Source organism: Chitiniphilus purpureus, assembly GCF_025642115.1.
Lineage (GTDB): Bacteria > Pseudomonadota > Gammaproteobacteria > Burkholderiales > Chitinibacteraceae > Chitiniphilus > Chitiniphilus purpureus.
In genome coordinates this window covers 849,223-863,665 of sequence record NZ_CP106753.1, presented here as the reverse complement: position 1 = coordinate 863,665, position 14,443 = coordinate 849,223, and the positions used below count along the sequence as shown (strand labels likewise).

The following is a 14,443-nucleotide window of genomic DNA, read 5'->3' as shown; positions in this document are numbered from 1 at the left end:
AACGGAGCGGTCAGACCAGCTTTTTCAACAGTTGCACGCCCTGGTCGGCGTCGAGCGCCGCCTCGTCGATGCGGGCGAGGATGTCCTCGATCTGCGACATGCCGGCGGTGGCGACAGGACCGGTGGGCACGGCATCGGCCGGCGCACGCACCGCCTCGTGATCCAGCCAGTACTCATCGCGGGCGAACGGATAGGTGGGCAGCGCAATGCGCCGCGGCGGGCAGGCGCCCCACAGTTGCGCCCAGTCGACTTCGGCGCCGGCTGCCCACAGCGCCAGCAGCGCAGGCAGGTCGCCCCGTGCGATCGTTGCCTCGATCTCCCCAGGCGGCAGCGCCGCGCGTTCGCCGGCGCGCCGCACCTGGCCACGGCAGGCGCCGTCGATGGCCGCCTCGCCGTAGACGAAGGCATCGAGCCGCTGTGCGAGCGCGTCGAGCGAATCGACCACGAAGCCCACCCGCTCCTCCATCGCCTCGCGGCCGACCTGCAGCGTGTAGGCAACGGCGCCAAGGTCGACGCCCGCCTCCGGCTGGCGCAAGGCGTCGAGCAGGTCGCTGGCCCGCTGCTGCAGCTGCTCGGCACTCCTTGCCGACAGCGGCACGATCACCGGCCCCGGCGCGACCATGGTGGGCGCGGGCTCGGGCAGGTATTCCTGCAGCAGCACGTGCGCATTGGCACCGCCGGCGCCGAACGACGATACCCCGGCGATGCGCGCCAGCGGCGAGCCGTCGGCGCGGCGCGGGGTCCAGTCGGTCAGCGTGCGGTTGACTTCGAACGGGGTGCGCTCGAAGCGGATGTGCGGGTTGAGCCGTCCGGCATGCAGCGACGGCGCGATCTGCCGGTGCTTCATCTGCAGCAGCACCTTGGTCAACCCGGCGATGCCGGCCGCCGCCTCGCAATGGCCGATGTTGGACTTGGCCGAGCCGATGCGGCAGTAGCCGGTGTCCGCGCTGTCCTGGGCGAACGCCTGCTGCAGCCCGGAGATCTCGATCGGGTCGCCCAGCTCGGTGCCGGTGCCGTGCGCCTCGATGTAGCTGATGTCGCGCGCGCTGATGCCGGCCTTGTCGATCGCGGCACGCACCAGCTCGGCCTGGGCCGCCGGGTTGGGCACGGTGAAGCCGCTGGTCTTGCCGCCATGGTTCACCTGGGTCGCCAGGATCACGCCGTGGATCAGGTCCTGGTCGGCCAGCGCACGTTCGAGCGGCTTGAGCAGCACCACGCCCACGCCTTCGCCGGGCACGAAGCCATTGCTGCCCTCGCCGAAGCTCTTGCATGCGCCGTCCCGGGACAGCATGTGCTGCGACGCCATGTCGATGAAGCTGGTGGGATGCAGGTACAGGTTGACACCGCCGGCGAACGCAAGGTCGCAGTCGCCGTGGCGCAGGTGCTCGCACGCCTCGTGCACCGCGGTCAGCGACGACGAGCACATGGTGTCGACCGGCAGGCTCGGGCCGTTGATGTCGAGGAAGTACGACAGCCGGTTGGCCACCGAGCCGAACGAGGTGCGCGGCCAGAACTTGGCATCGGCGCCGGCGTGGCCACGGTACAGGTTGTAGCCGGCGCGGGTGATGCCGGCGAACACGCCCACCCGGCGCCCGAAACGGCGCCGCAGCGCATCACGGGTGTAGCCGGCGTTTTCGAGCGCGTGCCAGGCAGCCTGCAGGAACAGGCGCTCCTGCGGGTCCATGTTGAGCGCCTCCTTCGGTGGGATGCCAAAGAACAGCGTGTCGAACTCGGCGAACTGGTCGAGAAAGCCACCCCACTTGCAGTAGCTCCTGCCCTGCTCCACCGCCGCCTGCTCGTCCGGCTCATAGAACCCCTCCAGCGCCCAGCGCCGGCCGGGAATCGGCGTGATCGCGTTGCGGCCCGAGCAAAGGTTGTCCCAGAACTGCGCCAGGTCCGGCGCCCCGGGATACATGCCGCTGATGCCGATGACGGCAATGGCGCCGTGCGCAGGCCGCGCAGCCGGCATGGTGGACACGGTGGCCATGCGCGTGCGCAGCGGCAGCGTCGCACCCTCGGCCGGCCGCTGCGGCGCGGCGGCCGAGGGCAAGGGTGCCGGCGCCCCGAACAGCTGCACCAGCCGGGCATGCTGCGTCTGGACCAGGTGGGCCGACAGCGCGGCCACGGTCTGGAACTGATAGAGCAGCGTGCTGCCGATGTCGTCGAAGTGCTTCTTCAGCTCCTGGTTGACAAGGCCGACGATGATGGAATCGATGCCGTAGCGCTCCAGCGGCTCGTCGGCGTCGATCTCATCGCTGCCGATCTTGAGCGCCTTGCCGATCAGCGCCTTGCAGAACGCCACCGTGCGCGCGACGAGCTGTGCCTCGCCGCCCGTACCGGACAGCGCCGCCGCCGCAGTCGCCGGCGCGACGGGTGCCGCGCTGGCGGGCGCCCTGGCCGGGGCGGGCCGGCGCTGGCGCGCCAGGCCGTCGCTGAACGCCACGATCAACTGCTGCCCGGCGTCATGCATCGCCTCGCACGGGAACTGCAGCGCGTGGAAGCCCTCGCCTTGCAGCACCTGCCGCCACGCCTCGGGGTACAAGCCGGGCGAGCCGGGGATACGGATGCCTTCGTCCTCGTTCAGCCACCAGCCGTCCAGCAGGCCGAAGGTGACATGGCCGCACAGCGAATGCGCGCTGATCTCGTTGAGCAGCAGCATGCCATTGCGGCGCAGCAGTGCCTTGGCGTTGCGCACCGCGTTGCGGATGTTGCGCGTGGCGTGCATGGCATTGGCGGCGATCACGATGTCGTAGCCGCCGGGCTCGATGCCCTGCGCGGCAAGCGGCGCCTCGATATCCAGCAACCGGGTGTGCAGATAGGGCGCGCACGGCCGGTAGTGCTGCTCGGCGTGGAACAGGAATGCCTTGGACAGATCGGTGTAGCAATACTCGGCGATATGCGCCTGCCATGGTGCCAGCGCGTCGAAGATGCCCTGGCTGGTGGCGCCGGTGCCGGCGCCGATCTCCAGCAGCCTGAGCCGCGCCGCCGGTTCGGCGGCGAGCCGCGCACGTACCGCCGCCGCCATCAATTCGCCCAGGCGCGCGTTGTAGGCAAGCGAGACGGCATCGGTCTTGTACACGCGCTCGACCAGCGCCAGCGATGAGGCCGGGAAGATCACGTCGGTGGCCTTGCGCCGGCCCGCGAGGATGTCCGGCAGCGCGCGCATGCAGGTGTCGACCAGCTCGCACAGCGCGCGCCTGCCGCTGTCCGCCAGCCCGTCCTGCAGCGCCTCGTCCCACTCGCGCCACAACTGCGCCAGCGGTGGCAGCGCTGTGCCCGGCAGCGCCGCGGTCAGCTTGCGGCTCTCGGCCAGCCAGCGCGCATAGCCCGGCTGCACGCCGTCGGTGGCGGCGAGCAGACCATGCAGCAGCCGCAACAGCGCCGGCTCCAGCTGCCCGCCCGCCTTGGCGGCCGGGCCCTGGGCCGGCGGCAACGGCGCGGGCAGGCAGGGCGCGACGGGGCCGTCCTGCTCGGCCAGCCACTCGTCGCTGTGCCGCGCCAGCGCGGTGTCGGGCAGCATGCTGCCGATCGAGAGCTGATCGAAGCGGCTGGCCATCAACCCATCCAGCGCGCGCATCGCCTCGGCGGCATCGAGCGGGCGGTAGCCCGAGCCGTGGAAATACCCCTTCATCGCCTCGGTCATCGCCGCACCGGCACCGACCGACCAGTAGCCCCAGTTGACCACCTTCACCGGGCAACGCCAATGCCGGCCCAGCTGCAGCGCGAACGCGTCCTTGAACGCGCAGCCGGCCGAGTAGCCGCTCATGCCCCCGCCGCGCACGAAGGCGGCGTTGGACGAGAAGAACAGCGCGAAATCGAGCGCTTCGCCGGCAAACACCTGGGCGATGCGCACGCTCAGGTCGATCTTGACCGCCAGGATGGCGCGGAAGTCGGCCTCGGACACCGTCCTGAAGCTTTGGTCGAACGCGCCCACGGCCGAATGCACCACGCCATGGATCGCCGGATGGCGCTGCCTGATCTGCGTATGGGCCGCGGCCAACTCGCCGGGACGACTGGCGTCGGCCTGGATGTATTCGGGCGCGCGGCCGAGCGCCGCAAGCCGCGCCAGCTGATCGCGTAGCCGCGCATCCGGCGCGCGCCGGCCGATCCAGATCACGCTGGCGTCGTAATGCTCGATCAGATGGCGGGTCCAGACCTCGCCGATGCCGCCACTGCCGCCGATCACCACATAGACGCCGCGCGTGCGGTACGGCGGCGGCGCCTCGGGCAAGGCCTGCACCCGCAACAGCCGCTGGCAGAACCATTCGCCGCCGCGGCGCGCGTAGCCCGCTTCGCCGCGGGTGGGCAGCGCCGGCAGCGCGGCCAGCGTGGCATCATCGAGTGCCTCCAGGTCCAAAAGCCGGAGCTTCCAGCGCGGATACACCTCGGCCATGCTGCCGCACAGCCCGTGCAATGCGGCATGGGCCGGGTTGGCGGCCTCGCCGGGGACGACGGCCACGCTGGCGAAGGTGATCAGATCCCACTCCAGCGCACGCGACTCGTATCCCAGTTCGGTCAGCGCACGGGCGATACGCAACACCTGCATCGCGCCGCGCTGCTGATCGTCGATCAGCGATTCCTCGGTCAGTGTCGGCGCAGCATGCGCGGCGGCGATCCAGATCAACCGCTCGAAGCCGGGGTCACCGAGCGCCGCGCCGATCGCGGCCACGTCGGCATCGGCGGCCAGATCGACGAACGAGAGCGTGGCACCGGCGCACTGCCGCACCAGCGCCGCGCGCTGCAGCGCATCCGCGCCGATCACCCGCACGCGCTCGCCGGCCACGGTGCAGGCCGGCGCGCCGGCAGCGGCCAGGGCCTCCCAGCGCGGCGCCAGCAGCACCAGCTGCGCCGCAGCGGGCTGCGGCACCAGCGCCAGCCCGCGCAGCATGGCGCAGGCGACGCCGTGCGCGTCGACGAGGTCGATGTCCAGCCTGCCGTCGCCGGCGGTGCGCACCCAGGCATGCAGCTCGCCGGTGCACGGGCCGAACACGGTCAGTGCATCCAGCGACGCAGGCTGCCCGTCCACCCCGAGCGCAGCGCCCAGCTGCAGCGCGGCATCGAGCAGCACCGGGTGCAGCACGCAGTCGTCCTGCGGCGTCTGCGGTCCGCGCAGCCCGGCCAGCAACTGGCCGTCGCCACGATGCAGCGCCAGCAACCCCGCCGGCGCAGCCCCATGCAACGCGGCAGCCGGGTCCGGCACCGCGGTGAGGCCGTGCCGCAGCGCCGCCAGGTCGACGCGCGCGGGCTCGCCGCGGCCGATGCGCCGCGCGGCACCGCCCAGGTACACCGTACGGCCGTCCTCGCCTTGCGTGTAGATCCCGACCTCGATGCGCCCGGCATCGCCGGCGGCCAGATCGACCACCACGTCGGCCGGCGCGGCAAGCAGCAGCGGCGCCGGCCATTGCAACGGCCCCAGCGCGACCGGCGCGTCGCCATCCAGATCGCGCGTGGCCTCGACGATCGCGGCCCGCGCCAGTTCGAGCAGCGCCCCGGGCGGCAGCGCCGCGCCTGCGGCTGTCTGCGCGCAGAACCATTCGGTGCCGGTGAAGTGCGAACGGTAACGCTGCTGGCTCAGCAGCGAGGCATTGCGGTGCAGCAGCGGATGCAGTGCATCGAGCACCGGCTTGCGCGCCGGCGCCGCGCCGATGCGATAGCGCTCGCGGGCGAACGGATACAGCGGCAGCGCGATGCGCCGCGGCGTGGCCGCGCCGTAGAAGAGGCGCCAGTCCAGCTCCAGGCCCTGCGCCCACATCTGCGCCAGACGCGCCAGCCGGCGCTGGCCCAGCCATTTTTCGACCAGCGCGCTGCGCACCTCATCGTCCTGGCTGAGCAGCTTCATCCCTTCGCGGTGGCGCTTCACCTCGCCGCGGTAGAGCGGATCGCCGTCGTGTCCGGCCAGGTACGCCTGCAGTGCCTCCTGCAGCGCCGCGATCGAGCCGACCAGCAGCGCCAGCCGCTCGCCCATGGCGTCGCGCCCCACCTGCAGCGTATACGCCAGCTGCAGCAGGTCCGGCGGCGTGGCGGCGGCGCGCAGGAAGGCCAGCAGGTCCTCGGCCTTCTGCCGCAGCTGCGGCCCGGTGCGCGCCGACAGCGGCACGATGATGCGGCCGTCCTCGGTGACGGGCTCCACCGGCGCCGCCGGGCCGGCCGCGCCGTATTCGGCGAGCACCAGGTGGGCATTGGTGCCGGAGAAGCCGAACGAGCTGACCGCGGCGCGGCGCACCCCGGTCGGGCCCGCCGGCCAGGGGCGCAGCGTGTCGTTGATGTAGAACGGGCTGCCGGCGAGGGCGATGTGTTCGTTGCACTGCCGGTAGTTGATGGTCGGCGGCAGTGCGCGGTGCTGCAGCGCCAGCACCAGCTTGATGAAGCCGGCGGCGCCGGCCGCGGTCAGGCAATGGCCGATGTTGCTCTTGACCGAGCCGAGCGCACAGTAGCCCGCCGCGTCGGTGAAGGGCTTGAACGCCGCCTTGAGCCCGGCCACCTCGATCGGGTCGCCCAGTTTGGTGCCGGTGCCGTGCGCCTCGATCAGGCCGATGCCGGCCGGGTCGATGCCGAAGCGCCGGTACACCGACTGCAACAGCCGGGTCTGCGCGTCCTCGTTCGGTGCAGTGATGCCGTTGCTCTTGCCGTCCTGGTTGACGCCCCAGCCTTCGATCACCGCCAGGATGCGGTCCTGGTCGCGCTCGGCGTCCGCCAGGCGCTTGAGCACCAGCACGCCCACGCCTTCGCCCGGCACGAAGCCGTTGGCGCGTTGATCGAAGGTGAAGCAGCGCCCGTCGGCCGAAAGCATGCCGGCCTGCGCGGTCATGATGTGCATGCCGGGCCCGCCCATCACGTACACCCCACCGGCCAGCGCCAGATCGCTGTTGCCGGCGTTGAGGCTGTCGCAGGCATCCGCCAGCGCGACCAGCGACGACGAGCAGGCGGTGTCGATCGACAGGCACGGCCCCTGCAGATTCAGGAAGTAGGCGATGCGCGCCGCCAGGATGGCGGTGGCGGTGCCGGTGAAGCCCTGTGCGCTCAGCCGCTCGGGCACCGCGTCCAGGTAGTCGCTCGGCGCGCAGCCGACGAACACGCCGCACTGGCTGCCCGACAACGCCTGCGCGGCATAGCCTGCGTCTTCGATTGCATGCCAGCACGCCTCCAGGAAGAGGCGCTGCTGCGGGTCCATGCACTCGGCCTCGGTCGGCGAGATGCTGAAGAACAGCGGGTCGAACAGATCATGGCCATCGAGTGCGCCCAGCCACTTGCTGTTGGTCTTGCCGGGTGCGGCCTCGCCGGCCTGGAAATGGTCGGCCAGGCGCCAGCGCGCGGCCGGCACCTCGTCGATGCAGTTGCGGCCCTCGGCCAGGTGGGCCCAGAACCGCTCCAGGTCGTCCGCCTGCGCAAAGCGCCCCGCCATGCCGATCACGGCGACGGGCGCGGGCCGACCAACACCGGGCGCGGCCGGCTGTGCCGGGCGACGGCGCAGCGAAGCCAGCGTCGGCCATGCCGCCGGCCATGCGACCGGCAGCGCCGGGGTGGGCGGTGCCGCAACCGGCGGCGTGGCCGGCGCCATCGCCGTGCCGGTGCCGGCGTGCTGCGCCACCAGCCGGGCGAACGCCTGCAGCGTGGGATGGCTGTAGACCTTGGTGGCCTCGATCTCGATGCCGTAGCGCGCATTGATCTTGCGCACCCAGGTGACCCCGGTGATCGAATCCAGCCCCAGTTCGATGAATTCCTTGCCGTCGTCGATCTCAGCGGCCGGCAGCAGCAGTTCGCCGGCGAGCATGTGCTTGAGTTCGGCGAGCAAGCCGTCCAGGTCCGCAACAGCGGGTGCGGCGGAGGCCGGTGCCGGCTCGGCCGCAGCGGCGGTCGGCGCGCCTGCGGCAGGCACACCGGCCGCGTGGCCGGGAGCCGCCTGCGCGAGCACCAGCCCGGCCAGTGCCTGCAGCGTGGGATGGCTGTAGACCTTGGTGGCCTCGATTTCGATGCCGTAACGGGCGTTGATCTTGCGTACCCAGGTGACGCCGGTGATCGAATCCAGCCCCAGCTCGATGAACGGCGTGTCCTCGTCGATCTCCGCTGGCGCCAGGAACAGCTCCTGCGCCAGCATCGCCTTCAGCTCGGCCACCAGTCCGTCCGGGCGTAGGGCGCCGGACGTGGCCGGTTGCGGTTGCGGTTGCGGTTGCGGTTGCGGTTGCGGTTGCGGTTGCGGCATGGCCGGATCGGCGGCCAGGCGTGCGGCAATGGTCTGCAGCGTGGCGGCGTTGCCGACGAAGGTGGCCTCGTGCATCGCCACTTCACGGCGGAACGCGTCCTCGCGCGACTGGCGCAGCGGATGCGCCCACAGCGCCTTGAGTGCCAGCAGGCGCGCACGCGGCTGACGCGCCATGCGCGCCGCCAGCGCCAGCGCCGCCGGCAGCACCTCGCGGCGCGGCAGCACCGGCAGCGGCACGCCGCGCCCGGCCAGCGCCCGGCCGGTGGACTCGGCCGCGGTCAACAGCGTCTCGCGTGCGAGGTCCTGGCCGATCCGCTCCGGGAATACCAGCGTGGCACCGGCCCCCGGCGTGAAGCCGTAGCCCATGTACGGGCTGAGATAGCGGCTCTCCTCGCCCAGCAGCGCAAGGTCCGCGAACATGCCGAACGCCCAGCCGCCACCGATGGCATGACCCTGGATCGCTGCGATCACCGGCAGCGGGCACGCCAGCGGCAGCTGGAACACCGCTTCGTCGGTGAAGCGCGCCTGGCCCTGCTGGATCGCCAGCAGCGTCTGCAGTGTGCCGCCGGTGGCGAAATAACCGTCGTAGCCGGTCAGCACCACCACCTTGCAACCCGGGTGCGCCGCGATCTGCGCGAATGCCTCGTTCAGCCCCTCGACCAGCGCCGGCGAGAACATGTTCCTGGCTTCACGGTCCTGCATCGCGACCAGCACCACGCCGTCCAGCTGCAGCGTGGCGCTGACCACGGCCGAGCGCAGCGCGATGGCCGCCGGGGCGGCAGCAGGCGCGTCCGCCTCATCGACCGCCGGCCACTCGGGCAGCGCCGCCAGCCGCGCGGCCCATTGCGCCACCTGCGTCGCCTTCCATGCCAGTGCGGCAGCACGCGGCCAGGCATCCCAGAACGCCGCCAGCCGCAACACCTCGGCCAACGGATCGGCCGCCGCCACCACCGCACCCGAGCGCGCGGCCAGTTCGGCACCGCTGTGGCGGCCAGCGGCGAGACTGATCTGGCGCGCCAGCGCCGTGCCCAGGCGCCAGGCACCGAGGGCGGCGGCTTCGCGCAGCAGTGCGGGCGCGGCCCACAGCGGCGCGGCGTCATACCCGGCGTCCAGCCGGTACACCGCCGTATCGCAGCACAGGCCGAACAGCCACGCCAGGCCCTCGGCATCCGCTTCGAACGCCGCCGCCACAGGCAGCGGGCAGCCGCGCACCAGCGCGGCCAGTTCGGCGAAGCGCGCAGGCGCCCCATCCTCGTCATCCGGCTGCGGCAGGAAGCCGGCGGATGTGCCGGCGACCACCACTGCCTTGCACTCGGGATCGGCCGCCGCCTGCGCCAGCGCGGCGCCGAGTTCGGCGATCCAGCCGAGCAGCGTGCCGGCCTGCGGGCGGATCAGCCGCACGCTGTCCTGCGCGGCCGTGCGCGGTGCCTCCCCCACCGCGTCGGTGAGCGTCAGCGCGGCGAGCAACGGCGCCAGCTGGCGGCCCAGGTGTGCCTTGAGCAGGCCCAGCGCCGCCTGTGGCTTGTCCGCCAGCGCGGCAGCAAGCTGCGCGGCTGCGTCGGTCGCCACCGGGGCGACACGGCAGGGCCAGCCGCGCGCCTGCAGTTGCGCGCCCGGGCAGCGGGTGCGCCGGTACAGCCAGTCGTCGGCGACGGCGTCGCCCAGCCGCGCGCGGAAGAAATCCGCCTCGCCCGCAGTCGGGAAGAGGCCGGCGGCGGGGTCGGTAAAGCCGTATTCGCCATCGTCGCGGCACACCAGGAAATCGCAGGCGGCCGCCAGCAGCAGGCCGGCGCCGGTCGCATCGCCGTCGAGCACGGCGATGACCGGGGCCGGGAGACCGGCCACGGCATCGCACAGCGCTGCCGCCACCAGCGCGTTGCAGGCCGCCCGATCGCCGCGCCATGCGTCCTCATGCCGGCCGGCCAGCAACAGCACCTTGAGCCCGGCCTGGTCGTGCAGCTGTGCGAGCGCCTGCCGCAGCGGCGTGATCGCCGCGTCGAGGGCGGACTGCCATTCGAGGGTCCAGACGCCGTCGTCCTGCGCCAGCAGCCGCAGCGTGGCTGCCGTTGCACCGGTTTGCGACCCATCGAGCGCAGCCAGCGCCACCGTCGCCTTGGCCTGCGCCGGCCCCGCCGGCACCGGCCGGCTGGGCAGCAGCCGGACCGCTTCAGGCTTGCCGCGCAACGGCGCAAAGCCGGGCAGCGGTGCCGGTTGCGCCGGCAGGGCGATCCACCGTGGTGCGGCGGCACGGGTTGGTGCGGCCGGTTGCACCGGCCGGGCCGGTGGCGGCGTATCCGGCGGCATGGCGGGCGGCACAGCAGGCTGCACAGCGGCCGGGATGGGCAGGCAATGCAAGCCTTCCAGCCGTGCCCAGACCTCGCCTGCTGCGTCGCACAGATCGATGTCGATCGCCCCGGTCGCGGTCAGGCGCAGCCAGGCCAGCACCTCGGGCGGGCAGGCCGCGCCCAGCCACAGCCGTGCCAGCGTGAGCGGTGCCGCGGCGCCCAGCCGCGCCAGCAGCGCGGCCAGCGCCTGCAGCAGCAGCGGGGGCAGCCGGTACGCGGCGAGTTCGTCGGCCGGCAGCGCCAGCCGTGCCCACAGTTGCCCATCGTCTCCGGACAGCGCCTGGATGGCCGGGTGCGGGGCCGGCAGCACCGCCAGTGCGGCACCCTGCCGCGCGGGATCGAGCCGGGCCGGCGCGCCGGTCTCGTCCGCCGCCGCAACGCCCTGGGCGAGGACAGCTTCGCCGTCGAGGCGGTAAAGCTCGATATCCATCGCGCCGTCGCCGCGCGGCAGCAGCGCGATGCCCACGTCGCAGCCGCCGGCCAGCGGCAGCGGCTCGCCCCATGCCATCTGGCGCAGTGTCCAGCCACCGGTGTGGCCGGGGGCCGCCAGCGCCGCGGCGGCCTGCAGCATTTCCAGCAGCAGCAAGGGCGGCATCGCCCGCTTGGCGCCGGCCCCGTCGGCAAAGGCTTCCGCGCCGGTGAAGCGCGAGGTGTAGCCCAGCTCGCGCACACTGGAGGTATTGGCATGCACCAGCGGATGCAACAACGCCGGCCGCGCCGTGCCGGCGGCCACCGGCGTCGTCCAGTGGCGCTCACGGGCGAATGGATAGGTGGGCAGGCTGATCCGCCGCGGCGCGGCGCCTTCGAGCAGGCCGCGCCAATCGAACTGCAGGCCCTTGACCCACCATTGCGCCAGCGCCGGCAACGCGCGGCGTTCGATCCACTGTGCCAGCGTGGCGGCGAAATCCGGTGCCGCAGTCAATTCGGCGAGCGCCTCGCGATGCTGGCGGGCCTGGGCACGCCAGACCTGCGCCCCGGCGGTGCCATCCGCCAACGCACGCAGCTGCGCGGCCAGTTCGGCGCAGGAGCTGACGATCAGCGCGACGCGCTCGTCCATGGCCTCGCGCCCCAGCTGCAGCGTATGGGCCAGCGCGGCAAGGTCGATCGGCTGGATGCTGTCCTCGATGAATGCCGCCAGCTCGCGTGCCTTGTGCTGCAACTGTTCATCGGTACGCGCCGACAGTGGCACGATCACCGGCAGTTGCAGCGCCAGCGGCGCGGTGTCGGCGGCGGGATATTCCTCGACGATCAGGTGCGCATTGGAGCCACCCGCGCCGAACGACGAGATGCCGGCAATGCGCGGCAGTGCCTGGCCGGCCAGCAGCGGCGGCGCCCACGGCCGCAGCGTCTGGTTGACGGTGAACGGCGTGCTGGCGAAGTCGATATGCGGATTGAGCCGCGCCGAATGCAGCGATGGCACGATCTGCCGGTGCTTCATCTGCAGCAGCACCTTGGTCAGCCCGGCGACGCCGGCGGCCGCCTCGCAGTGGCCGATGTTGGATTTGGCCGAGCCGATCAGGCACGCGCCGGCTTCGCCCGGCCCCGTGCTTTCGTTGAAGGCACGCGCCAGCGCGGCGATCTCGATCGGATCGCCCAGCCGGGTGCCGGTGCCGTGTGCCTCGATGTAGCTCACCGCACGGGCGTCGATGCCGGCGGTGGCCAGCGCGCGCCGGATCACCTCGGCCTGTGCCTGCGGGTTGGGCACGGTGTAGCCGTTGGTCTTGCCGCCGTGGTTGAGCGCGCTGCCGCGGATCACGCCGTGGATCGGGTCGCCGTCGCGCTCGGCGTCGGTCAGGCGCTTGAGCACCACCACGCCGACGCCCTCGCCGGGGATGTAGCCGTCGCCGCCTTCGCCGAAGCTCTGGCAATGGCCGTCACCGGAGATGAACTGCCCGGCGCTGAGCATGGTGTACTTGTTCGGGTGGATGGTGACGTTGACGCCACCGGCGAGCGCAAGCTCGGTGCGGCCGAGCCTGAGGTCCTGGCACGCCAGGTGGATGGCGGTGAGCGAGGACGAGCACATGGTGTCGAGCGTCATGCTCGGGCCATGCAGGTTGAGGAAGTACGACACCCGGTTGGCGATGCTGGCGAGCGTGCCGGAGAGGTTGTACTCGCCGTACATCACACCGGCATAGACACCGACCTGACCGGCGAGCCCTGCGTCGTTCGGGATCTGCAGCCGCTCGCGGGTGTAGCCCGCGTCCTCGATCGCCATCCATGCGTGCTGCAGGAACAGCCGCTCCTGCGGGTCGATGCCGCGTGCCTCGCGCGGGGCGATGTTGAAAAAGCGCGCGTCGAACTCGTCCACGCCGTCGATGAAGCCGCCCCACTTGCTGTAGTGCGCGCCGTCCTGCGTCTTGTCGGTGCTGTAGTGGTCGCGCCAATCCCAGCGGCTGGCCGGCACCTCGGCGATGCAGTCGCGACCGTGGCTGAGGTTGTCCCAGAACGCGGCGAGGTCGCGCGACGCCGGGTAGCGCCCGCTCAGCCCGATGATGGCAATGGCCTCGTCCGCGGCACGCGCCGCTGCCGGCACGGCTGCGGCGGTCGGGGTGGCCAGATAGCGTTGGCGGCGGCTGACGAGCCGCGCCGGCGCGGTCCCGGGCGCAGCCGCCGGCTGCACCGCGGCAGCGGCCTGCTGTGGCATGCCGGCCATCGGCAGCGCCAGCCGCTGCGCCAGCGTGCCGGCGTGGGCACGTACGAAATAGTCCGCCAGCTCCGCCAGCGTCCGGTATTCGAAGAACAGGGTCTTGGGCAGCGCGCCGAAACTGGCCTCCAGCCGGCCGGTCAGGCTCATCGCCAGGATGGAATCGATGCCGTAGTCCTCCAGCGGCGCCGCCGGCTCGATCCGGGCCAGCGGGATCTTCAGCACCGCTGCGAATTCGTGGCGCAGGAACTCGCGCGTGCGGCCGGCCAGATCGCCGGCCGGGGCCGCCACGGCCGGGACAGGCGCCGCGGCGGGCTGCTGCGACACCGGGACGGCCTGCAGCACCTGCCGCATGCGGGCCGCGTCGCCATGCATCACCAGCAGCCGGCTCTCGCTGCGCAGCAGGCCGTGCCGCAATACGGCCAGGCCCTCGGCGGTGCCCAGCGAGCGCAGCCCGGTGCGCTCCTGCAGCTGCGCCATGCTGGCCGCGTCGATGTTCATCCCACCATCGAGCCAGTGCGGCCAGGCCAGGGCGAGCGTCCTGCCGCTGCGCTGCCCCGCCGCCACCTGCGCGGCGCGCCAGCCGGCGAATTCGTCCAGGAAGCCGTTGGCCGCGGCGTAGTCGGCCTGACCGACGTTGCCGGCCCAGGCCGCGATCGACGAGAACAACACGAAGAAGTCGAGCGGCAGCGCGCGGCTGGCCAGGTCCAGCTGCGCCGCGCCCGCCATCTTGGGTGCGAGCACCTCGGCAAACTGCGCCGCGCTCTTCTTGAGGATGAAGCTGTCGCGCACGAGGCCGGCGCTGTGCACGATGCCGTGCAGCGTGCCGTGCTGCTGCACGATGCCGTCGACCAGCCGCACGGCGGCATCGGCGTCGGTCACGTCGGCACGCCGGTAATCGAGCCGGCCCGACTGCTGCAGCGCCGTCAGTGCGGCCAGCCGTCCGCCTTGTGCCTCGCCGCGGCCGGCCAGCACCACCCGGGCGCCGGCCGTGGTGTCGAGCAGGTGCCGGGCGATCGCGAGGCCAAGGCCGCCGAGGCCGCCGGTGATCAGGTAGACACCATGTTCCTTGAACACGCTGCCGGCTCCCTCCGGCGCCGCGGCGTCCGGCAGTTGCCAGCGCCGTGCCAGCCGGGTGACGCCATCGTGGCGCACCACGCGCTCGCCGCTGCGGTCGCGCTCGGCGGCAAGCAGCGCGGCCAGTGTGGCGGTGTCGATGCCGGGCGCGACGAACACGATCTGCCCGGTGAGGCC

Annotated in this window: 1 protein-coding gene (cut by a window edge); it reads right to left on the bottom strand. The window is 72.4% G+C overall.

Annotation, left to right across the window (positions count from 1 at the left end; all coding sequences use genetic code 11):
• Nucleotides 1-10 precede the first annotated feature (10 nt).
• Nucleotides 11-14,443 carry the 3' portion of an SDR family NAD(P)-dependent oxidoreductase gene (locus N8I74_RS03785; RefSeq protein ID WP_263125591.1) on the bottom strand. It continues 468 nt past the right edge of the window, so the window shows 14,433 of its 14,901 coding nt (coding positions 469-14,901); the start codon falls outside the window, past its right edge; it ends in the stop codon at nucleotides 11-13.